Here is a 21494-nt window from a genome sequence, read left to right on the forward strand (position 1 = left end):
CCTTAGATGGCGGCTGGCAGTGCGCCACCCGCTCGCGGCTGACGGCGGCTGACGGCGGCGACGTCTTCGGGTTGCAGGGCCGAGGCGGGCGCCGCATCGCGATACTCGGGTTCCACAAGCGAGCGGTACAGGCTGGCGTACAGGCTGACCGCGGCGCGCCAGCCGAAATCGCTGCTCATCGCGTTGCGCTGCATCAGCCGCCAGAGAATGCCGTGGCCGCGCAGGTCGAGGGCGCGATCGATCGCGGCGCTCATGGCCTGCGGCGTGTCGCCTTCAAAGAGCACGCCGGTGGCCGATGCCATGGCTGACAGCGGGGCGCGCGGACCGGGATCCTGGATCGTATCGGCCATGCCGCCCACCCGCGAGCCGATCGGCAGGGTGCCGTAGCGCATCGCATATAGCGGCGTCAGGCCAAAGGGCTCGAAGCGGCTGGCATGCAGCAGGATGTCGGAGCCGGCGTGCAGACGGTGGGCGATGCCCTCGTCGTAGCCGATATGGGTGGCGCAGCGTCCCGGATAGCGGCGCGCGATGTCCTGCAAGGCTTCTTCCAGCCGGTGATCGCCTTGACCCAGAATGGCGATCTGCAGATTGGGGTGACGGTCCAGCGCTTCGGGAAGCGCGTGCACCGCAACGTCCGCCATCTTCTGTTCGGTCAGGCGGTTGCCCATCCCCATCACCGTCGCGCCCAGATCCGGGCGCAAGCCGAACTCGCGTTGCAATGCCGCCTTGCAATGAATCTTGTTGGTCAGGTCTCGGACCGAATAGCGGTGGCTGCGCAGGTACGGATCGTGGGCAGGGTTCCACAGCACGTCGTCGATGCCGTTCGGGATCGGCAGCAGGTCGTCTGCACGGCTGCGCAGCAGCGCGTCCAGGCCGCAACCGAATTCCGGCGTCATGATTTCGCGGGCGTAGGTGTGGCTGACCGTGGTGACGCGGTCCGCGTAGCGGATGCCGGCCTTCAGGAAATTGAGCTGCCCCCAAGCCTGGGCGCCGTCGTCGGTGCGGGCCCATTCGGGTACGCCAAATTCGTCGGCGCATGCAATCGGGAACAGCCCCTGGAACGCCAGGTTGTGGATGGTCATCACGCTTTTCACGTCGGGCAGGCCGGCCGCGCGCAGCAGCAGCGGCACCAGGCCGGCATGCCAGTCGTGCGCGTGCACCAGCGTGGGGCGCGCAACGCCCGGCAATCCCGCCGCCACGCGCACGGCGGCGTGCGCAAGCGCTGCATAGCGCAAGCCGTTGTCGGGATGCTCGCGCCCGTTCTCGTCGGCGTAGAGGCCGCCACGGTCGTACAGGGCATCGTTCTCCAGCACCAGATAGTCGATGCCGGATTGCGGGCATTTGCCTTCCAGGAGGACGGCCGGGCCGCCGGGCAGATCCTCCAGCGTGGCCACTTCGCGCACGCGGTTCAACTTGGCGCGCACGCCCCGATAGGCAGGCAGCAGCACGCTCAGAGGCATTCGCGCCTCCATCAACGCGCGGGCCATGCCGGTAATGGCATCTCCCAGTCCGCCCGTTTTGGCCAGCGGAAAAGCTTCTCCCGCCACAATCAGGGTTCTTGTCTTCGCCATGCTTGCTCCAGTTGATAGGCCGATCGAGATGGTTGCGGCTCGATCGCGATTACGCCGAGGCCTTCCCTTACGCAAGCCGTGTGCCCAAAACCGCTGGCACCAGAAAAATTGCGCGATGCAGCACAAATGCGGGTCATCCAAACGATGGAGCAACGACGCAGGCCTGGCGCCCGCCACGGCCGGTTTGTAATTTTTATCTGCGCCCCTGCGCCCAAATTCCAATCAGGGGCAGGAACGGCGGTTGCTGCAAGGAGACGCTTTCAACGACGACCGCATGGAGAAACGTATGGAAACAGTGTCGGACTTCGTGTTGAAGCGGCTGTCGCAGTGGGGCGTGCGCACGGTGTACGGGTATCCCGGCGACGGCATCAACGGGCTTATCGGCGCCTTTGGCCGCACGCAGGAGCCGCTGGAATTCATACAGGCCCGCCACGAAGAAAGCGCCGCTTTCATGGCGTGCGCCCATGCCAAATTCACTGGGCAGGTCGGGGTATGCCTGGCGACCTCGGGGCCCGGCGCCATCCATTTGCTCAATGGTCTGTATGACGCCAAGCTGGATCATCAGCCGGTCGTGGCGCTGGTGGGCCAGCAGGCCCGCAGCGCGCTGGGCGGCGACTACCAGCAGGAAGTGGACTTGATCAGCCTGTTCAAGGACGTCGCGCACGATTACGTGCAGATGGCGACGACGGCGGAGCAGGCGCGCCACATGGTGGACCGCGCCATGCGCATTGCGCTGGAGCGGCGCAGCGTGACCTGCGTCATCTTCCCCAACGACGTGCAGGACTTGCCGGCCGTGCCGGCGCCGCCCCGTGAGCACGGCACGGTGCACACTGGCATCGGCGTAACCTCCCACGCCGCGGTGCCCGGCCCGGACGCGCTGCGCAACGCCGCCGACATCCTGAATCGCGGCGAGAAGGTGGCAATCCTGGTGGGCGCGGGCGCGCTGCAGGCGGGCGAACAGGTCAGCGAGGTCGCCGAGCTGCTGGGCGCCGGCGTGGCCAAGGCGTTGCTGGGCAAGGCCGTGCTGCCGGACAGCCTGCCGTACGTGACGGGCGCCATCGGACTGCTCGGCACGCAGCCGAGCTGGGACATGATGAACGAGTGCGACACGCTGCTGATGGTGGGCACCTCCTTCCCGTATGCGGAATTCCTGCCGCAGGAAGGCCAGGCGCGCGCCGTGCAGATCGACCGCGACGGCCGCAAGCTCAGCCTGCGCTATCCCGTGGAAATCGGGCTGGTGGGCGACAGCCGCCTGACGCTGGAAGCGTTGATACCGCTGCTGGAACCCAAGAAAACGCGGCGCTGGCGCGAGCGTATCGAGAAGCAGGTTTCCGCCTGGCGCGAGACGGTGCATGCCCGTGCGATGGTCGATGCCAAGCCGATCAATCCTCAGCGCCCGTTCCTGGAGTTGTCCAAGCGCTTGCCTGCGCAGGCCATTCTGACCTGCGACTCGGGCTCGGCCGCCAACTGGTATGCGCGCAACGTCGACATTCAGGCCGGCATGATGGGTTCGGTGTCGGGCGGGCTGGCCACGATGGGTTGCGGCGTGCCCTATGCGGTGGCGGCAAAGCTTGCCTATCCGGATCGGCCTGTCATCGCCCTGGTGGGCGACGGCGCGATGCAGATGCTGGGCATCAACGAGCTCATCACCATTGCCCATCGGTGGCAGGACTGGAGCAATCCCACCCTGATTGTCATGGTGCTGAACAACGGCGATTTGAACCTGGTGACATGGGAACAGCGCGTGATGGGCGGGGACCCGCGCTTTCCGGACTCGCAGTGGTTGCCCAAGTTTTCTTATGCGGAATATGGCCGGATGCTGGGCCTGGAGGGCATCCGGGTGGACAGTCCCGACGACGTCGGGCCGGCGTGGGACCGCGCCTTGGCGGCGGGACGTCCTGTCGTGCTGGAGATGGTGACCGATCCCGAGATGCCGCCGTTGCCGCCCCACATCCCGGCCAAGCAGATCGGTGCGTATTTCAAGGCGTTGCGCCAGGAAGATGCCGCGACGGGCGGCGCGGCCCTGCGCGCGACGATCAAGCAATGGTGGGCAAGTTGACAGCCGATTGCATCAGTCTTTTCATTTCAGGAGCACATCATGGCAAACACTGAGGGGACGCGTTCCCCACCGCCCGGACAGGGCGGACAGAAGACCCCGGACCAGGCGCCCGCCGAACAACCCCAGCCCGACGCGCCCGGCGCGGGCAAGGATGAGAAGGGGCACTGGCCTCCGGACAGCATTCCCAATCCCATGCCGGGGGTCGACCCCCAGCAGACGCCGGGCATCGACCGGCTGTGACCGGCCCCGCACGGCTTGCGGCTTGCGGGCCGCGCCTCGCGTGCGCCGTGCCGCGGGGGGAGCGATCCGCACTTTTCAAAGGAGTACCCATGAACAAACGAGATAGGCTGCGCGACATGTTCCACACCTCGGACTCGTCTTCGCGGACGATGCGCGACCTGATATCAGGCACCGAGGATTTGCTGCGAAGCACCGCCAGCTACAGCGGGTCGGAGATCGAATCCGCCCGCGACAAGCTCAAGCATCAGCTGGACGCCGCACGCGATCAGGCCCGCGGATGGGAGCGTGCGGCCTGGGACCGGGCGCGCGTGGTGTCGCACGCCACAGATGAATACGTGCATGAAAACGCCTGGAAGAGCATCGCAGGCGCCGTGCTGCTGGGCGTGCTGGCCGGCATCTGCATGATGTCGGACCGCGGTAACCGGCGCTGACGCCAACCCCCGCGCGGCCCGACCCGCGCTCCGGCCGGGGCCGATCCTGCACACGCAGGGCCGGCCCCGGCATTTTTGTGGGGCCGCATGTAAGAACTGCCATCTTGTGCGGGCCGGACCTGCGCAAGGCCGGGGCTCCAAGCCGCACAGCGGTGTGGCACAGGGCTTGCTTGGAGGATGACCTGCATGCCGAACCGTTCGCCATGCAAGACGCTTTACTGAAGGAGATTCACCATGAACCATCCGTTGACAGGCGCCGGCCAGGCGCAAAGCGAAACCAAGATCGTGGGCGGCCCGAAAAACGATCCCAGCGGTCCCGGTCCGCAGATCATGGCGGCCAGCACCCTTGAAGGGAACGACGTCTACAACCCGGCTGGCGAATCGCTGGGCAGCATCCAGGAAATCATGCTGGACGTGCCGCACGGGCGCATCGCGTATGCCGTCCTGTCGCGCGGCGGCATCCTGGGCATTGGCGACAAGCTGTACGCCATTCCGTGGAGTGCGCTGACGCTGGATACCGACCGCAAGTGCTTCGTGCTGAACGTGGACAAGGAGGTGCTCAAGAACGCCGACGGGTTCGACAAGGACAATTGGCCCAGCATGGCGGACGAAACCTGGGCCAGAGGCATTCATCAGTATTACAACCAGCCCCCGTATTGGTAAGCCGCTACCGACGAGGACGCCATGCTCCGGGAAGGCAGACTGATTGCGGTTTCTCCCTGCTTCAACGACGCCGTCGGCGGCTGTGCAGGCCTGCTGGCGGCGCGTCCGGACAGCACCGTGCTCACGGTGTATTCGGGCTTGCCGCTACCGTCCGGTTGCGCCAGCGACAAGGACAGCGCCGACCGTCTTGCAAGCGTCCGCGATGCCGTCCTTTCCCGCCAGGCCAGCAGCGCGCGGGCGCTGTCCCTGCTGGGCGTGCGCGGCGTGCAGATGGATCTGGCGGAAGATCCGCGCCCGGACAGCGGCAGGGCCGGGCGCTTGACGGGCGCCCTGGCATCGGCGCTGTCCGCACTGCGGCCACGGGTGATCCTGATCCCGCTTGGGCTGTGCGGGCCGGCGCAGCTGCAAGTGTCGGACGCATGCCTGACCGCGCGGGCGCTGTTTCTGCGTGTGGAGTGGATCGCCTATGAAGAGGTCGCGGACGCCGAGCCGGGCGCGGTCCAGGAGCGGCTGGCCAGTCTGCTGCGCCATCGGATCCTGGCTTCACCGTTCGACGCCGGCGCCGAGGGCGACGTCACGCGTGCCCATCTGCGCGCCCTGGCCGCGCGCAACAGCCTGGCGGCAGAGGTACAGGCGGGGCAGGTTGGCGCTTTGCCATCCCGTCCCGAACGCTACTGGCGCCTGTCCTGGCGGCGTGAGCTCGCTTGACCAGCATCGAGACGGCGAGGCCAGGCGCCGTCTCATCCTTTTCGAGCATTGATGAATGATTGCGCATCCCGGACGATGCTCCAGGTTGCGCAGGCCGCCGCGCCTCGCTATGGTGCAAGGGGTGTGGCGCCGGCGGCGCCGGTGATTTGTACAACTTCGGAAACCAAGATGAGTTCGAACGCAGCCGACGCGCGTGGCCGGTCAGGCTGGGGCACCGCCCTGGCGATACTGCTTCTGATCGGAGCCGTCCTTGCGGTGCTGGCGCTGGCCGCCACCCGCGTGGTCGAACAGCGCATCGCCAGCATTCTGGGCCCCCGCAGCCAGGTCGGCAATGTGCAGGTCGGCCTTCGGCAGGTGGTGCTGACCGACGTCACCGTACCCGGCGCATCCGGCCAGCCCGGCGCGCGCGCCCAGCGCGTTGAACTTGAGCCGGAGTGGACCGCCTTTCTGCGCCGCGAGGCCGTGTTCAAGCGCATCATCATCGACGGGTTTGATTTCGCCGTGGTGCGCAGTCCCGACGGCGACATGCAGATATCCCCCGCGCTGCAGGCGGCGCTGCGGGCGGGTGTGGGGGATGGCAAGACGCGGCGCAATGGGCCGATCCGCGTCGCCGAGCTGATCCTGCGCGATGGCCGGCTGGAATACCTGGACGGCGCCGTCTCCAAGCCGCCGCATCGCATTCCCTTCAAGGACGTGCAGGCGCGGCTGCAGCCGGTGGTCATTCCTGGCGATGGCACGTCCAGCGACATGGAATTTACCGGCAAGGTCGAGGACAACCGCAATGGCGAGTCGACGGTGCGCGCGCGGGGCAAGGTGGTGATCGGCGGCACGGATGCGGACATCACGGTCGCGGCGCGCAACATGGACGTGCGCCATGCCGCGCCTTATCTGGCCGAGAACGGCGCCGGCTCGCTGTCGGGCGGTTCGATGGACCTGGACATGAAGACATCGATTGCCCGCCATGAGCTGAAGGCCTCGGGCGCCGTGGCCTTGCACAACCTGAAGTTCAGTGGCGACGGCAGCTTGTTCTCGTTGCCGCGCAAGGCGGTGCTGGCGGCGATGAAGGACAAGAGCGGAACGATCCGGTTCGACTTTGCGCTGGCGGGCAGCCTGGACAATCCGAAGTTCTCGGTCACGCGCGGCTTTGCGGCGCAGGTGGCGCAAGGCTTCGGACATGCCATCGGGGTGGGCGCCGAAGGCGCCGCGGAAGGGGTCGCGGGCGCCGTCAAGGAATTGGGCAACGCGTTGTCGGACCTGCTCAGCCCCGCCAAGCCCTGAGCCGTCGCCGGGTAGCCGCCTAAGGCAGCGGGCGCGGCCGGCCGACCCGCGCGCCCATGACCATTTCGGTCACCCAGTTCACCAGGATCGACGTATAGGCCTGCTGCGAGGCCTTGTCGCTGAGGGCGTGGTCCGCGCCATCCAGGATGCGGTGCGTCATCGAATGGGACCGCCGGAAGGCCGAACGGTAGTTCATGATCGTCGAGTGCGGAATGTACACGTCGTGCTCGGCTTCCACGATCAGCACGTCGCCGGTGAAGGTGGCGCAAGAGGCCAGCGCGCGGTTGCTTTCGGGCTCGATATGGGTGTTGCGATAAGCCCGCAGGGTTTCGCGGTTGAGCTGGTTCTTGGGCAGCATCCATTCGTCGTCGCGGTACAGTGCGGGCACGTGCAGGGCCAGCCAGCGCACGCGGCGCAGTCCGCTCAGAATGGCGGCCAGGTAGCCGCCGTAGCTGCTGCCCACTACCGCGACCGAGCCGCTGTCCAATGACGGATGGGCCGCAAGCCGGTCGTAGGCCGCCATGACGTCGCGCAGGTTGTCGTCGCGCGACACCTGCATCTGCTGCGCCTGCGTGGCGGCATGGCCGCGCAGGTCGAACGTCAGGCACACGCATCCCAGCGCGGCGATGCCCTTGGCGCGGGCCAGGTCGAACTTCTGGTCGCCGCCCCAGCCGTGAATGAACAGCACGCCCGGCACCTTGCTCTCGGGCGTCAGAAACGTGCCGGCCAGCTGCTGGTCCGCCACGTCGATTTCGATTGGGTCGCTAAAGGCGGCCATCGTCGTCCTCCAGAATTCCCCCGGATTTGGTGATCATACCCACGGCGGAGTCTTCGCCCCGGTACACGTACTGCTCCGACGTGGGCGGCGGTTCGTCCGCGCCATAGCGTTCGCGCGTGAAGGCGGACACGGATTTAAGCGATGGCGACAGCATGAACGCCTGCAGCGCGGACAGTTCCGCAATGCTGGCGCCGCCCGCCCGCCACGATTGCTCCAGCACGCCGGCGCGGGGTTCGCCTTGGGCGTTGCGGCCCACGCCCACGTCGTAGTTGCGCCGGGACGCGAAGAAATCAGGATAGGCCGTGGAGACCGCCGTGTCATAGCGGCAGCTCAAGTCCACCGCCTGCCGTTCTTCGTCGGTCAGGTTAAGCGCCCGCAACTCGTCGAAGCCCCCGCGGGCAACGGTGAGATTGGAGCCGCCGTACACCGAGACGCCGTTGTTGTCGGGCGTCAGGCACTGCGTGCCCACATACGACGCTTCCAGCTTGCCCACGCGCACCCAGCCCACGCTGTAGGTCTCGATCTGCGCCAGGTCTTCCTCCAGCACAAGGCCCAGGCGGCGCACGGATGCAGCGTCCTGTTCGCTCAGCGCGGCTCGCAATTCCTGCGCGTTGCGCACGACGATCTGCCCGCGGCCCGCAGTGGCGTCGGCTGGCTTGACGCGGAATGCGCCTTCCTGCAGCAGCCGCTCCCCGGCCCGGTAGGCGTCCTCCAGCGTGAAGGCGGTGAAGCCGCGAAGCACGACCTCCTCGAGCGCGCCGGCCAAGGATCGCGCCCACCCCTGCGGCACCCGCGCCTGAGCGTCGACGACGCCATGGGTGATGGATTTGGTTGCGACAAAGGCATGCGGCGTCACGCCGCCGAACAGGTCGGCCGCGCGCGTGATGCCCAGCTTTGCCGCGCGGGCCAGGCTGGTGATGCTGCGATCCGGCACGTAGTAGGGCGGCGGTTCGCCACGATTGCGGGTCGGCCGGAAGTCCGGGGCGAACCGCCGTCCCAGCAAGGCGGCAACGCGCAACGCCAGCGCCTCCTGCGAGGCGATATCGTGTTCGGACGCAGCGGCGCGCCGCGGATAGGCGGCGACGGTTCCTGCGGAGTCGGGTCGGGGTCTACTCATGGCGGTCCTCATTGCACGCGGCTTGCTTGGCCTGGGGGAGCGGCGTCCGCCTTGCGCCGACGCATGCCCAATTTCAGCTCGATCAAGGGATACGCGATCAGCGCCAGGCACAGCGGCGCCAACGCGTAGACGGCGCGGTAGGCCAGGGCCGCGCCCAGCACTTCGGTGGGCGGAATCTGGGATCCCAGCGCGGCCACGAAGATGGCCTCGGTGGTGCCCAATCCGCCGGGCACGCGGGTGATGACCGACGCGAAGCTCGTGCAAAGCAGGATGCCCAGCACCGCCGGGTAGCTTGCCTTGCCCTGCAGCAGCACATAGCAAATGGCGCCCATCAGGGACCAGGACAGCGCCGCCAGGGCGCATTGCGCCACGGCCATGCGGGCGCGCGGCAGCGCGATGTGGTGGCCCATCCAGGTGACGCTGCGGCGCCGGGCCCGTGCGCACGTCACGACGTAGGCAATGCCCAACGACAGCAGCGCGAGTCCCAGGATGCGCAGCATGCCGGAGCCGATCTCCCAGCCCGCCGGCACCGGCACCACGCCCAATGCGAACACGATGCCCGCCAGCCACGCATAGCCGATCCAATTCGATGCCGCCGCAAACAAGGCGACGCGGGTCGCGACAGACTTGCGGCAGCCCAGCCGCGTGTACAGCCGCAGCCGTGCCCCCAGGCCGCCCACCAGCACGCCCAGGTTCAGGTTCAGCGCGTAGCTCAGCATCGCCACGCCCAGCGCCTTGGGCGCGGGCAGGTGGTGGCGCGTGTATTTCTTGCCCAGGAGGTCCAGGCTGCCGTACGCAAGGTAGCCCGCAACCACCAGTCCGGCCGCGATGGCGATGGTCTGGCCCGGAATCTTGCGCATGGCGACCCACACCTGCGGCCAGTCCACGGAGCGGCCGAAGTAATACAGCAGCCCTGCGACCACGATCAGCACCAGTACGGGCAGCACGCGCTTGATACGGGGCCAGCGGCGCCTCAACGCCCGCATGGGTGACGAATGCAGGATCTTCATGCGGTCTCCCTTCCGGTATCCGCCGTCATGGATTGCAGGCGCGGCTTATGGGCCGGCAAGCTGCCCGCCCACGCGGGGAACCGCCGCAGAAAGTGAAACACCACCACGCCCAGCCACAGGCGGCGCAACCGGCGCCGCGAGTTCTTGGCCATCTCGACCGGCCGGCAGTCTTCGGCAATCAGCCGGTCCAGGCTCTTGCGCAGGGCTGCGTTCAGCGACGCGTCCCGCACCACGACGTTGGCCTCCAGGTTCAGCGCCAGACTCAGCGGATCCAGGTTGCTCGAACCAATCGTCGACCAGTCATCGTCCACGCACGCGACCTTGCCGTGCAGCGGCTGCTTGCAGTACTCATGGATCTCCACGCCCGAATCGATCAGGTAGTCGTACAGCATCGACGCGGCCAGGCGGGCGACCAGAACGTCCGGCTCGCCCTGCAGCAGCAGCCGCACGCGCACGCCGCGGCGGGCGGCCTTCACCAGATCGCGCAGCAGGTGGTAGCCCGGAAAGAAGTAGGCATTGGCGATCAGCACGTCCGAGCGCGCCGAGCGCACGCCTGCCCGGTAGTAGCGTTCGATGTCGCTGCGATGGCTGATGTTGTCGCGCACCACCAGCCGCCCGCCGCCGTCGCCGGCGGGCAGGGGGTCCATCCGGGCGGGGCGCCGCCGCAGCCGCCGCTTGCCGTTGCCCAGCTGCGCGCGCGCGTAGTCGGCGATGTCGGCCGCCAGCGGCCCTTCGACCAGAACGGCATAGTCCTGCTTCGCCTCGGGGCCATAGTCGGGCAAATGGTCCGCGGAAAAATTGATGCCGCCGATGAACGCGCGCTCGCGGTCGATGCCCACGATCTTGCGGTGCATGCGCCGGAACACGTTCGTGCGCACGCCCAGAAAGCGCGGGCGCGGATCGAACACGTGAAAGCGCACGCCGGCCTCGGTCATCGCGCCGATGAATTCCTCGCTCAGCTCGTCGGACCCGTAGCCGTCGACCAGCAGGTCCACGCTGACGCCGCGCTTCGCGGCGCGGATCAGGACCTGCTGGATATCCCGGCCGACGCTGTCGTCGAACAGGATGAAGGTTTCCACCAGCACTTCGCTCTTGGCCGCGTCGATGGCCTCGACGACGGCGGGAAAGTACTCCGTGCCGTTTTCCAGCAGGGTATATCGGTTGTTTTCGCGCCAGCCCAGGTTCATAGCGCAATCTCCGCACAAATCGGCACATGATCGGAAAGCCGCGACCAGACGCGCGATGCCAGTGGCACCGGTTTCCAGTCGCGCACACTGCGTACATAGATGCGGTCCAGCCGCAGCAGCGGCCAGCGCGCCGGGAAGGTCCGCGCGGGCCGGCCCAGACGCGACGTGAACACCTCCTGCGTGCCGCAATCGCGCATCAGGGTGTCCGCACGCAGCCGCCAGTCGTTGAAGTCGCCCGCAATCAGCAGCGGCTCGTCCGCGGGCACGCCGTGCGACACCAGCTCGCACAGCCGGCGCAATTGCTCGCCCCGGTGGCGCTCGAGCAGCCCCAGGTGCACGCAGATGGCGTGCACGGGCGAGGCAAGGGAAGGGGGCCTCAAGACGCAGTGCAACAGGCCCCGGCCCTCGTGGCCATCGACGCTCACGTCGTGGTTCTCGTGGCTTTCGATCGGGTAGCGCGACAGGATCGCGTTGCCGTGATGTCCTTCGGGGTAGACCGCGTTGCGGCCATACGCGAAGTCCGTCCACAACGTGTCGGCAAGAAATTCATACTGCGACTGCGCCGGCCAGGAATCGTGGCGCCCGGCGTGCGTCTGGTGTTCGCCCAGGACTTCCTGCAGAAAGACCACGTCCGGGGAGGCGGTGCGCAGCGCCTCTCGCAGGTCGTGCAGCATGAAGCGGCGGTTGAAACTGGTAAAGCCCTTATGGGTGTTGACCGTCAACACCGTCAGCGTCGTGGCGTCGAGGGAATGCGAAGCGGGCATGAAAACTCCGGCAGATGCGATCTGGCGGAGTGAGCAAGCGCCGTGCCCGGGAAGTAACCAAACGTGTTGAACCGCAGCCGAGGCCATGAAGGCATCGGCTGCGACTGCGTGCTAGTGGCCCGACTGAGCCCCGGGTTGGGCGTAACGCCCGACCAGCGTGGCGCTGGCCTCGTTCAGTCCCACGACCTTGACCTGAATGCCCGCGCGGCGCAGCTTGAGCGTCACCTTGTCCAGTTCGCCAACGGCCGAAATGTCCCAGAAGTGCGCGGCCGTCAGATCGATCACCACGCGCTCCACGGCTTCATGAAAGTCGACCGCCGCCGAAAACCGCGACGCCGAGGCGAAAAAGATCTGCCCCGAATAGCGGTAGGTACGCGTGCGCCCATCCTCGGACAGCGACGTGGCCACGTGCAGCAGCCCTTTGACCTTGCCGGCAAAGAACAGACCGCTCAGCACCACGCCCACCAGCACGCCGCGTGCCAGGTCGTGCGTCCAGACCACCACGGCGACCGTCGCCAGCATGACGACCGACGACTGCCAGGGATGCGAGCCGAGGTTGCGCAAGGAGCGCCAGTTGAAGGTGCCAATCGACACCATGATCATCACGGCCACCAGGGCCGGCATCGGGATCTGCGCCACCAGGGGGCCCAGCGCCACGATCAGGAACAGGAGGAAGACGCCCGCCACGCAGGTGGACAGACGCGTGCGGCCGCCGGCGCGCACGTTGATGACGGACTGGCCGATCATGGCGCAGCCGCCCATGCCGCCCAGAAAGCCCGTGACCAGGTTGGCAATGCCCTGGCCCTTGCATTCGCGGCGCTTGTCGCTGGCGGTGTCGGTCATGTCGTCCACGATCTGCGCCGTCATCATAGATTCCAGCAGTCCCACCGCGGCCATCGTCAGCGAGTACGGCAGGATGATGCGCAGGGTCTCCAGCGTGAAGGGCACATCGGGAACCATGAACGACGGCAGGGCAGAGGGCAGCGCGCCCATGTCGCCCACCGTGTTGACGTCCAGCCCCGCCTGGATGGAGACGGCCGTCATGACGATGATGGCGATCAGCGGCGATGGGATGACCGTGGTGAGCCGGGGCAGCAGATAGATGATGGCAAGCGCGGCGGCCACCATGGCATACGTGACCCATGTCACCCCGATCAATTGCGGCAGCTGCGCCATGAAGATCAGGATGGCCAGCGCATTGACGAAGCCAGTCACGACCGAACGCGACACATACTGCATCAGCAGGTCCAGCCGCAGGAATCCGGCCGCGATCTGCAGCAGGCCCATCAACACGGTCGCGGCGAACAGGTAGCTGACGCCGTGCTCGCGCACCAGCGGCGCGACCAGGACCGCGACCGCGGCGGTCGCGGCGGAGATCATGCCCGGCCGCCCGCCCATGAACGCAATGATGAACGCGATGGAAAACGAGGCATACAGGCCAACGCTGGGGTCGACCCCGGCGATGATGGAAAAGCCGATGGCTTCGGGAATCAGGGCAAGGGCGACGAGCACCCCCGACAGAACGTCCGCGCGCGGATTGGCCATCCAGTCGCGGCGAAGCTTGGAAAGAACTGACATTGATTGGCTAAGCAGATTTGAGCAAGCGCCGGGCGTGGGTCGCGCCGCAGCGTGTGCGGCAGGTCAAGGGCGAACGCCCGTTGGGCTTGCAGGTTGTCCGAGGGATAGGCGCCCGGCCGAGCCACCCGGCAAGCCGGGTCCATCTGGGATCGCGACAGCGTCGCGGCCGCGCACCCGTTGCGGGTGCGGCGGACGCGATTGTACTGCCTAAACGGCGCCTACCGCGGCGCTGGCGCCGGGCCGGCGTAGTATTGCGCCAGCGCCTGGATCTCCGCGTCGGTCAGGCGCCGCGAAAACGCCCGCATCACGCCGACATCGTCGTTCTGGCGTGAGCCATTGCGAAACGCATTCATCTGGTCGGTGAAATATTCCCGAGACTGTCCGGCCAGCCGCGGCAACAGCGGGCCTTCGCCCATGCCGCGCAGACCATGGCAATTGGCGCAGGCGGGCAGGGCGCGCGCGCCGTCGCCTTCAACATCCAGCTTGCGCGCCGCCTCGCCGCCGAACTCGCCCACGTGCAGCGGCGGGCCGGCCAACGTGCCGTAATAGGCCGCCACCTGTCCGATTTCTTCCTCTGTCAGCGCGCGCGCGATGGTGTTCATCAGGGGTTGCACCCGCGTGCCGGACCGGAAGTCGGCCAACTGCTTGGCGAGATATTCGCTGCGCAGCCCCGCCAGGTTGGGGAAAATGCCGCCCGTGGGCGTGATGCCGGCCGGGCCATGGCAGGCCACGCAGGCCTGCACCCCCGCGCCGGGCTTGCCGTTCGCGGCCAGCTGTTTGCCTGCTTCGGGATCGGCCTCACGCAGCCACTTTTCCCAATCCGGGCGCGACGCGGTGAAATCGTTGGCGCTGCGTCCCGGCACGGGTTTCAGCGGGGCAGGCGTCTGGGCGCCCGATGTGGCGGCAGGCGCCGTCGCGCCCGATACGGCGGCAGGTGCCGCCGCGCCCGATCCAGCGGCGGGACCCGTCGCGGCCGGCGTGGCACCCGAAGCCGCCGGGGCCGCCCCTTGCCCCGCCGGCGCGGCCGCCTGCGGCGCCGGACTCGCGGCGGGCGGTGGCGGTTGCGGCACGGCCGAGGCCCGGATCGCCTCGTCGCCGCCCGCGCCCATCATCTGGTGCACGGTCGCGATGAGCGTGATGGCCGGCACCGCGACCATCAACCCGACAGTGAAGATGATGCCTTTGCGATGTTCGATCATGATGACACCAGCGGGCCCGGCGAACGCAGATAGTCCGCCTTGATTTTCTCTACGATCCAGTAGGCGGTGGCGCCCACGGTGCCTGTCGGGTTGTAGCCCGAGTTCTGCGGAAAGAGCGCGGCGCCCGTGACGAACACGTTGGGCACGTCCCACGACTGACCGTAGCGGTTGACGACGCTGGTGTTGGGGTCGTCGCCCATCGCCGCGCCGCCCGTCAGGTGGGTGGATTGATACGCGGTCGCCGAAAACGGCCGCTTGCGCGGGCCCGGTTCGGTGCGGACGATGCCCTTCATGGCGCGAGCGATCTCGTCGCCTTTTTCCGTCAGAAAGGCCGACATGCGGATGTCGTTGTCGGGAAAATCGTAAGTCACCCGCAACAGCGGCAGGCCCCACGCATCCTTGTAGGTGGGATCCAGGCTCAGGTAGCCGCCGCGCCAGGGCTGCGCCGAGCCGGTGATGGTGATGTTGGCCGCATGGTTGTAGTAGCGCGCGACCGCCTTCTTCCATTCAGAGCCCCACGACGGCGTGCCCTTGGGCGTGGGATGAAAGCCGATCGGCGCGCCGCTGACCACCTGAATCTGCAGATAGCCGCCGCCGACGAAGCCCACGGGCCCATGGTCGAAGTTGTCGGCGCTGAAGTCGTCCATCGTCACCGCCACCGCGCCGGCGCCCATGAACGGATTGATGTTGACCGACTCATCAAAAAACAGGTTTACGCCCGAGGTGGTCTGGTGCGTGTAGTTGCGGCCCACGACACCGGTGTGGGTTGCCGGATCGAAGGGCTTGCCGATCCCCGAGAGCAACAGCAGCCGCACGTTGTTGATGCCGAACGCGCACAGCACGACGATCTCGGCCGGCTGGAAGACTTCTTCGCCGCCCGCATCCACGTACGTCACGCCCCGGGCGCGCTTCTTGTCCGGCGTCAGCTCCACGCGCAGCACATGCGCGCCGGTGCGGATCTCGAAATTCTCCATCTTCATGGCCACCGGCAGGATGCACACCTGCGGCGAGGCCTTGGCGAAGTGCTCGCAACCAAAGTTGGAACAGAATCCGCAGTACACGCACGCGCTCATGTGCAGGCCTTCGGTGTTCACATAGGGCCGCGTACAGAGCGCGGACGGCTGCACGTAAGGGTGGTAGCCCAGCTTGCGCGCGGCTTCGCCAAAGAGCGCCGGCGCGTAAGGCACCTTCATGGGCGGGTTGGGGTAGGGGCGCGAGCGCCACGGCTCGAACGGGTTGCCGCCTTCCTGTTTTTCGCCCTTGATGTTGCCCGCCTGGCCGGAAGCGCCGATCAGGTAATCGAAGCGGTCGAAGTACGGCTCCAGCTCGTCATAGGTGATGCCCCAGTCCTGACAGGTCAGTTCCTTGTCGAAGATGTCCTTGCCATAGCGCTCGTTGTAATGGCTGCGCATGACGAAGTCGGTGGGATCGAAGCGGTAGTAGGCGCCCGACCAGTGATTGCCCGCGCCGCCCAGATGCGTGCCAGGGTAGGCAAATTGCCACCGGCGCATCGGCAGCGCCTTCTGGTCCGTGTTGTTGCGGAACGTGTAGGTTTCGGTCGCGGCGTCCTGATGCAGTTCGTGGCGGCGCGTGTACTTGAGTTCGTCGTGGACATTGGGCCCCTGAAAGTCAGGCGACGGCCACCGTGCCTCGCCGCGTTCCAGCACCACGACCCGTTGCTTGGCGGCGGCAAGCTCCTTGCCGATGATGGAACCGGTCCATCCGCCTCCAATGATTGCGACGTCGACCGCCGGTAGCGTTTTAGCCATGCTTGCCTCCGGGCGTCATCTTGTGGCTCGTGGCGTTGGCAATGGACACCGGCTGGCCGGCCCAGATCACGCCGTGGCGCTCGATGTCGTTGGAAAACGAGGCAAACGCGCCGGGAAACCCCACGAGCTTCCACCCCACCATGTCCGCATTGCCGCCGTAGAGCGGGTCCGAAAAGAATCCTTCGATCGTGCCTTCGAGCAGTGCCTGGAAAAACACACCAGAAGGCAGCGGCGAGAAGTCGGGCTTGCCCTCCTGCATGTCGCGCAGCCAGGCGTCCTGGCGCGACGCATCCAAATCCGCGAACGGCTTGCCGTCCGCTTTGCGCGCCGCCGCGTCTAGCGCGGCCAGACCGCGCCGGAACATTTCGGCCGGTGTGAACGAAAGCTGGTAGCCCTGTTCCGGCGTGCCCGGTTCGAAAGGACCCTGGCGGTAGAGCTGGCTGCCCGCGCCCCAGGCGCCGGCAAGCTGGCCGTCAAGAAACAGCGTCACCCCGGCTTCCTTGGCGCCCGGACCCAGATCGTCGGCCGGAATCAGTCGCGCGGCGATGGCGTCCATCGTCAAGGCTTCCTGCGCATTGAAAAATTTGAGCGTCCGGTTGGGCGCGGCGCCGGTCGCGGCAGCGTCCGGCTGGGGGGCAGAAGGGGGATGGTCCGGTGCGCTGATTGCGCGGGGCGCCCAGGCGGCGCCGGGGACGCCGACGGCCAGGGCCTTGAGCAGCCCCCGCCGGCCGGGTACAGGTTGATCACGCATGTATCGCTCCCTTGGCGGGGCAGGCACGCCACTTGCCCCTGGTTGAACAGAGATCCCGCGTCAGCTTGTTGGCCTGGGGCTCAGTGTGTCACCGCTGTCGACCAAGGAGCAATCATGAAACATCCGATTCTGTATCTGTGCGCTACCGTCATGAGCGGCTTGCTTGCCACCGGCGCGTCGGCGCAGCGCGTTGAGAAAACGTTGGTTGCGCAAGCGCAGAAGACGACGCCCGGCATGAGCGCCGCCGGCCAGTCCAAGCGGGACCAACCCTCCGGCGCGCAACAGCCGCCCGCGCAAACGCAGGGCGCGCAGGACAAGGGCGCAAAACAGAAACAGCGAGACCCCGGCCGGGACGAGCCCGTGCGGGCAGGATCGAGTCCGCGGCAAGACGACGCCGGCGCGGACACGCGAGGCGCCAAGGGCACGCCGGGCAGCAACACCGGCTCGACAGGGCACGGCGGTATGCCGGGCTCCGGCGCGTCGTCGGGCTCTGGCGGCACGGCTGACCTGCGCGGCCACTGAGCGTAGTAGCGGCCCCAATTCGCGCAATGCCATGTTTCAGGTAAGATTCAGGATCCTGTAAGAAAGAGAGCCCGGCGGATATTCCGATGCATTGCTGCCCCGGCAGCCTGAAGCCATCCGCCTTCTATGAACGAAGACCCTCCCCCTAGCAGGGCGCCGCATTTCTGCCGGCGCCCGACATCTTCTCCTCACACTGCCGCGGCAAGGCTTGTCTGCCCGCGCGCCGCCTCCCTGATTGCCACTGCGGCCACGCCGCGTCTGGGCGGCCGCGCGCCGCCTCGCCGGGTCACGTCCATTCGCGCACCTCTGCAATGATTGCGGTGCGCTCCTGATGCACTCCCTTCCCGCCGACGCGCCCCGAACGCGCGCTCGCTTACGCTTTCCGTGGAAACCTGATGATTTTCGACTGGATGTCCGACCCCACCGCCTGGCTTGGCCTGGCGACGCTGGTCATTCTTGAAATTGTGCTGGGCATCGACAACCTGGTGTTCATTGCCATCCTGGCGGACAAGTTGCCGCCCGAGCAGCGCAACCGCGCACGCCTCATTGGCCTGACGCTCGCGCTGGTGATGCGTTTGGGCCTGCTGGCCAGTATTGCCTGGGTGGTCACGCTGACCGCGCCGCTTTTCACCGTGCTGGGCGCCGAAATCTCCGGACGCGATCTGATATTGATCCTGGGCGGCCTGTTCCTGCTGTTCAAAGGCACGATGGAGTTGCACGAACGCGTGGAAGGCAGCGTCAGCCACGACCAGGGGCAAAAGCCGCAGCACGCCGTCTTCTGGCAAGTCATTCTGCAGATCGTGGTGCTGGACGCCGTGTTCTCGCTGGACTCCGTCATCACCGCCGTGGGCATGGTGCAGGAACTGAGCATCATGATGATCGCCGTCGTGCTTGCAATGGCCGTCATGATGATCGCCAGCCGCCCGCTGATGGCGTTCGTTGGCCGTCATCCGACAGTGGTGATCCTGTGTCTGGGCCTGTTGCTGATGATCGGTTTCAGCCTGGTCGCCGAAGGCCTGGGCTTCCACGTTCCCAAGGGTTATCTGTATGCGGCCATCGGCTTCTCGATCCTGATCGAGCTGTGCAACCAGCTGGCCCGCCGCAACCGCGCCCGAGGCACGCATGCGCTGGGCCGCCGGCAGCGCACGGCCCAGGCCGTGCTGCGCCTCTTGCGGGGCGGCCGCGCCGGCCAGCCGGTATCGCAAGCCGATGAAGTGGTCGCGCTGGTGGACGGCGCCGGGGACGAGCCGGCCTTCGCGCCCGAGGAAAGCTCGATGATCGAGCGCGTGCTGTCCATCGGCACGCGCGACATCCGCTCCATCATGGTCCCGCGCGGCGACATGACGTGGCTGGATGTGTCCGACACGCCCGATGTGATCATTCGCAAGTTCGCCACCGGTCACTCGCGCCTGCCGCTGTGCGCGGGGGATCCGGCCAACGTGCTGGGCGTCCTGCACTTCAAGGAGGTCCTGCCGCTGCTGCAGAACCCCGGTCCGATCGACCTGGTGGAACTGGCGCGCGAACCGCGCTACGTGATGGAAACCACGCCGGTGCTGAAGGTGCTGGATGAACTGCGCGCCTCGCGCGATCACATGCTGATCGTCGTCGACGAGCACGGCGTGTGCGAAGGCCTGGTCACGCCGCTGGACGTGCTGGAAGCGGTGGCGGGCGACTTGCCTGAACACCAGGAAGACCACCCGGACGCCCTGCAGCTGTCCGATGGCTCGTGGCTGCTGGGCGGCCGCTTGTCCGTCGACGAAGCCGCCCGCCTTCTGGATGCGCCGGCGCTTGCCGACGACTATCCCGATGCGACGCTGGCTGGATGCCTGCTGCGCGCGGGCGGCCGGATCCCCGAAACGGGCGACACCGTGATGCTGCGTGACTGGGGGTTCGAAGTGACGCGGCGGGACGGCCTGCGAATCGACCAGGTGCATGCGCGTCCGCACCAGCCCGAAGTCAGCGCGGCCGACTGACCGGCAGGGCGGCTCGCCGCCGCCTCAACTGCAGATGCGGCGCCATGGCGACCGGTTCACCGGGCAATAGCCCGGACACCGCGTCGCCACGGCCTTGCCGCTCACGCATTGCGCGTTCGGCTCGGTGAAGCCGTATTCCATGCTGCCGTAGCATCCGCACAGTTCCAGGATGGTGCCCGGCGGGTGTTTTGGCGGATCGGCGGGCGCCTTTGCCGGCTTGGCGGTCTTTGTGGTGTTGGCGGCGGATGCCGCGGCTGGCGCGGCCGGGGATGCTGTGGACGCGGCTTCGGCTCCCCCCGCGGCGGCGGACGCAGCGGCCTCGGGCGGCGCGCGGTTCGATTTCGTTACGCCTGCGCCCAGGCGTTCCTTCACCGCTGCCGCGCTCATCCCGCAGCGTTTGGCAATCGTCGCCACGGTGCGTCCCGCGTCCGACATCTCGCGCAATGTCTTGTCGCTGCATGCCGCCTGCGCGCCGGCTGGCGCCAGGACACTCAGCCACAGCAGCACGCATGCGATTGCTCCAGGCCTGCATAGCGTCATGTTGCGCCTCCCGCACCTTGGTGCGCCGGGGCAGGACCACGCCCAAGTTGGACCACAAGTGCGGGCTAGCGTAGAGCGGCTAAATCAAGCGTGTCAATGCGGCCCGATCGGATGGCCCGAAGGGATTGCGTCACCGGCCGCCAGCGGGTCGGACGGGCGCCATCCGGCTGGTATCCGGCTGACGCCGCATGGGAAGGCTGCGAAAGAAATGGCATCGACCGCGCGTTCGGCCTGCTTGCGAGCAGCCGCAAGATAAGCCGGCCCACGGGCCGTTCCCTCCACCGATACGAACGTCACCTGTTTCAGCCCGATGGTCGCCAGCACGTGCCGCAGGTATGGCGTCAGGAAGTCCGGCTGACGGGCCTCTTCGCCGCTGAAGGTCCCGCCCGACGAGATCGCGACAAACACGGGGCGGTCCGCCAGCAATCCGACCTTGCCCTGCGGCGTGATGTGAAACGTATTGCGCACCCGGACGACAAGATCCAGCCATGCCTTCAACGCGGAGGGGACGGTGAAGTTGTGCATGGGCGTGGCCAGCACGACGTGGCTGGCGTTTTCCAGCATCCGGATCAGCGCGCCCGACGCGTGCAGCGAACCGCGCCCGAGCACGTCGGCGGCAGGATCCGCCGGCGCAGCCAGCGCCGCCGCATAGTCGCTGTCCGCATGGGTGAGGGTGGTGGCGTCAAACTCGACGACCTCCAGGCCGCCGGCCGGCGTCGACCGCACGAGGCGGTCGACGATGCGCTGGGACAGGCGATAGCTCTCGGAATCGAGCCCGCGCGGGCTGCAGCGGATACGAAGAATGCTCATTGGGTGTTTCCTTTCAAGGATTTGCTGAACCGGATGGCGCTGGTCAACAGGCCCTGCCGGAAGTAGAAGCGTTGCGCCAGCGCGTTGCCCAGCCCGGTGTCCAGCACCAGCTTGTCGCAGTCCGCGCCGCGCGCCAGGTGATCCAGCTCGGCGATCAGCCGGGCGCCCCAGCGGCTGCCGCGCGCCGACGGCGCCACCACTAGGTCGTCCACGTACAGGAACCGCCCGTAGATCAGGTTTTCCTGATACCGGTATCCCGCCAGCGCCAGCGCTTCGCCGTCGCGCATGACGGCGAGCAGGCGATAGTTCTGCTGGTGCATGCGGGCTAGGCGTTCGACAAACGCCTCGTCGTGGGCAAGATGGGGTCGCAGCTCGCGCATCAGCGGCAGGCAGGCCTGCCATTCTTCCGGGGTCTCCAGATGGCGCAAGGACGGTTCCGTGGATGTGTGCATGGGATCAGTCGCTCGAAGTTCAGGGCGCGAAGTGCACGCCCGGCGTGAGTACGAATCTTAAAAACCACATGCCATAATTTGAAGGGCCATAAAT

Annotated in this window: 21 protein-coding genes and 1 other annotated feature; of the genes, 8 read left to right on the plus strand and 13 right to left on the minus strand. The window is 67.1% G+C overall.

What is annotated here, in order from left to right; translation table 11 throughout:
* Window positions 1–2: 2 nt before the first annotated feature.
* Complete coding sequence (gene glgA / locus QEP15_RS12520; protein WP_152384421.1) at window positions 3–1571, minus strand: glycogen synthase GlgA; 1569 nt, start codon at window positions 1569–1571, stop codon at window positions 3–5.
* A gap of 286 nt (window positions 1572–1857) precedes the next feature.
* Between glgA and QEP15_RS12525 the strand changes: the two genes are divergently transcribed.
* From QEP15_RS12525 to QEP15_RS12550, 6 genes are all read left to right on the plus strand, one after another.
* Window positions 1858–3630 (plus strand): thiamine pyrophosphate-requiring protein, encoded by a 1773-nt coding sequence (locus QEP15_RS12525; protein ID WP_279990072.1) that lies wholly within the window; start codon window positions 1858–1860, stop codon window positions 3628–3630.
* A 39-nt stretch (window positions 3631–3669) separates the two neighbouring features.
* Entirely contained in the window at window positions 3670–3870 is a 201-nt protein-coding gene (locus QEP15_RS12530; RefSeq protein WP_062839516.1) for a hypothetical protein, read from the plus strand.
* 89 nt (window positions 3871–3959) lie between these two features.
* Window positions 3960–4301: an ElaB/YgaM/YqjD family protein gene (locus QEP15_RS12535; RefSeq protein ID WP_056317742.1), complete on the plus strand. Its 342-nt coding sequence runs from the start codon at window positions 3960–3962 to the stop codon at window positions 4299–4301.
* A 234-nt stretch (window positions 4302–4535) separates the two neighbouring features.
* Complete coding sequence (locus QEP15_RS12540; protein WP_152384423.1) at window positions 4536–4964, plus strand: PRC-barrel domain-containing protein; 429 nt, start codon at window positions 4536–4538, stop codon at window positions 4962–4964.
* 21 nt (window positions 4965–4985) lie between these two features.
* Window positions 4986–5672, plus strand: coding sequence for a PIG-L family deacetylase (locus tag QEP15_RS12545; protein WP_280148835.1), 687 nt, complete (start codon window positions 4986–4988; stop codon window positions 5670–5672).
* Window positions 5673–5840: 168 nt separating this feature from the next.
* Entirely contained in the window at window positions 5841–6950 is a 1110-nt protein-coding gene (locus tag QEP15_RS12550) for a DUF748 domain-containing protein (RefSeq protein ID WP_280148836.1), read from the plus strand.
* Window positions 6951–6969: 19 nt separating this feature from the next.
* Here QEP15_RS12550 and QEP15_RS12555 read toward each other — a convergent pair whose 3' ends face one another.
* The 9 genes from QEP15_RS12555 to QEP15_RS12595 form a co-directional block, all read right to left on the minus strand.
* On the minus strand, window positions 6970–7728 hold the full coding sequence (locus QEP15_RS12555) for an alpha/beta hydrolase family protein (protein WP_056317755.1): 759 nt from the start codon (window positions 7726–7728) through the stop codon (window positions 6970–6972).
* Window positions 7715–8845 (minus strand): DUF3182 family protein, encoded by a 1131-nt coding sequence (locus tag QEP15_RS12560; protein ID WP_280148837.1) that lies wholly within the window; start codon window positions 8843–8845, stop codon window positions 7715–7717. Before QEP15_RS12560 ends, QEP15_RS12555 begins: the two co-directional genes overlap by 14 nt.
* Before the next feature lie 8 nt (window positions 8846–8853).
* Entirely contained in the window at window positions 8854–9855 is a 1002-nt protein-coding gene (locus QEP15_RS12565) for a lysylphosphatidylglycerol synthase domain-containing protein (protein ID WP_223575538.1), read from the minus strand.
* Complete coding sequence (gene clsB / locus QEP15_RS12570; RefSeq protein WP_062839509.1) at window positions 9852–11042, minus strand: cardiolipin synthase ClsB; 1191 nt, start codon at window positions 11040–11042, stop codon at window positions 9852–9854. The genes QEP15_RS12565 and clsB overlap by 4 nt, the downstream gene beginning before the upstream one ends.
* Window positions 11039–11806 (minus strand): endonuclease/exonuclease/phosphatase family protein, encoded by a 768-nt coding sequence (locus tag QEP15_RS12575; RefSeq protein ID WP_056317766.1) that lies wholly within the window; start codon window positions 11804–11806, stop codon window positions 11039–11041. The genes clsB and QEP15_RS12575 overlap by 4 nt, the downstream gene beginning before the upstream one ends.
* Before the next feature lie 111 nt (window positions 11807–11917).
* A complete protein-coding gene (locus QEP15_RS12580) occupies window positions 11918–13384 on the minus strand; it encodes a SulP family inorganic anion transporter (protein WP_280148838.1) in 1467 nt (488 codons plus the stop codon).
* Between the two features lie 91 nt (window positions 13385–13475).
* Window positions 13476–13528, minus strand: a sequence feature (sul1 is cis-regulatory element that is thought to sense ions involved in sulfur or methionine metabolism; They are found in Alphaproteobacteria).
* 74 nt (window positions 13529–13602) lie between these two features.
* Window positions 13603–14583, minus strand: coding sequence for a c-type cytochrome (locus QEP15_RS12585; RefSeq protein WP_280148839.1), 981 nt, complete (start codon window positions 14581–14583; stop codon window positions 13603–13605).
* Complete coding sequence (locus QEP15_RS12590; RefSeq protein WP_280148840.1) at window positions 14580–16352, minus strand: GMC family oxidoreductase; 1773 nt, start codon at window positions 16350–16352, stop codon at window positions 14580–14582. Before QEP15_RS12590 ends, QEP15_RS12585 begins: the two co-directional genes overlap by 4 nt.
* Entirely contained in the window at window positions 16345–17103 is a 759-nt protein-coding gene (locus QEP15_RS12595; RefSeq protein WP_152384432.1) for a gluconate 2-dehydrogenase subunit 3 family protein, read from the minus strand. The genes QEP15_RS12590 and QEP15_RS12595 overlap by 8 nt, the downstream gene beginning before the upstream one ends.
* A 114-nt stretch (window positions 17104–17217) precedes the next feature.
* Here QEP15_RS12595 and QEP15_RS12600 point away from each other — a divergent pair, with 114 nt between their 5' ends.
* Both QEP15_RS12600 and QEP15_RS12605 read left to right on the plus strand, forming a co-directional pair.
* Window positions 17218–17625, plus strand: a complete 408-nt coding sequence (locus tag QEP15_RS12600) for a hypothetical protein (RefSeq protein ID WP_280148841.1) — start codon at window positions 17218–17220, stop codon at window positions 17623–17625.
* 395 nt (window positions 17626–18020) lie between these two features.
* Window positions 18021–19598: a TerC family protein gene (locus tag QEP15_RS12605; RefSeq protein WP_280148842.1), complete on the plus strand. Its 1578-nt coding sequence runs from the start codon at window positions 18021–18023 to the stop codon at window positions 19596–19598.
* 24 nt (window positions 19599–19622) lie between these two features.
* Here QEP15_RS12605 and QEP15_RS12610 read toward each other — a convergent pair whose 3' ends face one another.
* The 3 genes from QEP15_RS12610 to QEP15_RS12620 all read right to left on the minus strand — a co-directional run bounded on the left by QEP15_RS12610 (window position 19623) and on the right by QEP15_RS12620 (window position 21400).
* Window positions 19623–20105 (minus strand): hypothetical protein, encoded by a 483-nt coding sequence (locus QEP15_RS12610; protein ID WP_152384435.1) that lies wholly within the window; start codon window positions 20103–20105, stop codon window positions 19623–19625.
* Window positions 20106–20231: 126 nt separating this feature from the next.
* Window positions 20232–20948, minus strand: coding sequence for an FMN-dependent NADH-azoreductase (locus QEP15_RS12615; RefSeq protein ID WP_280148843.1), 717 nt, complete (start codon window positions 20946–20948; stop codon window positions 20232–20234).
* On the minus strand, window positions 20945–21400 hold the full coding sequence (locus QEP15_RS12620; protein ID WP_280148844.1) for a GNAT family N-acetyltransferase: 456 nt from the start codon (window positions 21398–21400) through the stop codon (window positions 20945–20947). The genes QEP15_RS12615 and QEP15_RS12620 overlap by 4 nt, the downstream gene beginning before the upstream one ends.
* Window positions 21401–21494 lie beyond the last annotated feature (94 nt).

Origin of the sequence: Achromobacter mucicolens (genome assembly GCF_029866465.1) — a bacterium.
Classification (GTDB): Bacteria; Pseudomonadota; Gammaproteobacteria; order Burkholderiales; family Burkholderiaceae_B; genus Achromobacter; species Achromobacter mucicolens.

Bases quoted from the DNA above. Each gene is read 5' to 3' on its own strand.
- glgA (WP_152384421.1), bottom strand. From the start codon at position 1,571: ATGGCGAAGACAAGAACCCTGATTGTGGCGGGAGAAGCTTTTCCGCTG.
- QEP15_RS12525 (WP_279990072.1), top strand. From the start codon at position 1,858: ATGGAAACAGTGTCGGACTTCGTGTTGAAGCGGCTGTCGCAGTGGGGC.
- QEP15_RS12530 (WP_062839516.1), top strand. From the start codon at position 3,670: ATGGCAAACACTGAGGGGACGCGTTCCCCACCGCCCGGACAGGGCGGA.
- QEP15_RS12535 (WP_056317742.1), top strand. From the start codon at position 3,960: ATGAACAAACGAGATAGGCTGCGCGACATGTTCCACACCTCGGACTCG.
- QEP15_RS12540 (WP_152384423.1), top strand. From the start codon at position 4,536: ATGAACCATCCGTTGACAGGCGCCGGCCAGGCGCAAAGCGAAACCAAG.
- QEP15_RS12545 (WP_280148835.1), top strand. From the start codon at position 4,986: ATGCTCCGGGAAGGCAGACTGATTGCGGTTTCTCCCTGCTTCAACGAC.
- QEP15_RS12550 (WP_280148836.1), top strand. From the start codon at position 5,841: ATGAGTTCGAACGCAGCCGACGCGCGTGGCCGGTCAGGCTGGGGCACC.
- QEP15_RS12555 (WP_056317755.1), bottom strand. From the start codon at position 7,728: ATGGCCGCCTTTAGCGACCCAATCGAAATCGACGTGGCGGACCAGCAG.
- QEP15_RS12560 (WP_280148837.1), bottom strand. From the start codon at position 8,845: ATGAGTAGACCCCGACCCGACTCCGCAGGAACCGTCGCCGCCTATCCG.
- QEP15_RS12565 (WP_223575538.1), bottom strand. From the start codon at position 9,855: ATGAAGATCCTGCATTCGTCACCCATGCGGGCGTTGAGGCGCCGCTGG.
- clsB (WP_062839509.1), bottom strand. From the start codon at position 11,042: ATGAACCTGGGCTGGCGCGAAAACAACCGATATACCCTGCTGGAAAAC.
- QEP15_RS12575 (WP_056317766.1), bottom strand. From the start codon at position 11,806: ATGCCCGCTTCGCATTCCCTCGACGCCACGACGCTGACGGTGTTGACG.
- QEP15_RS12580 (WP_280148838.1), bottom strand. From the start codon at position 13,384: ATGTCAGTTCTTTCCAAGCTTCGCCGCGACTGGATGGCCAATCCGCGC.
- QEP15_RS12585 (WP_280148839.1), bottom strand. From the start codon at position 14,583: ATGATCGAACATCGCAAAGGCATCATCTTCACTGTCGGGTTGATGGTC.
- QEP15_RS12590 (WP_280148840.1), bottom strand. From the start codon at position 16,352: ATGGCTAAAACGCTACCGGCGGTCGACGTCGCAATCATTGGAGGCGGA.
- QEP15_RS12595 (WP_152384432.1), bottom strand. From the start codon at position 17,103: ATGCGTGATCAACCTGTACCCGGCCGGCGGGGGCTGCTCAAGGCCCTG.
- QEP15_RS12600 (WP_280148841.1), top strand. From the start codon at position 17,218: ATGAAACATCCGATTCTGTATCTGTGCGCTACCGTCATGAGCGGCTTG.
- QEP15_RS12605 (WP_280148842.1), top strand. From the start codon at position 18,021: ATGATTTTCGACTGGATGTCCGACCCCACCGCCTGGCTTGGCCTGGCG.
- QEP15_RS12615 (WP_280148843.1), bottom strand. From the start codon at position 20,948: ATGAGCATTCTTCGTATCCGCTGCAGCCCGCGCGGGCTCGATTCCGAG.
- QEP15_RS12620 (WP_280148844.1), bottom strand. From the start codon at position 21,400: ATGCACACATCCACGGAACCGTCCTTGCGCCATCTGGAGACCCCGGAA.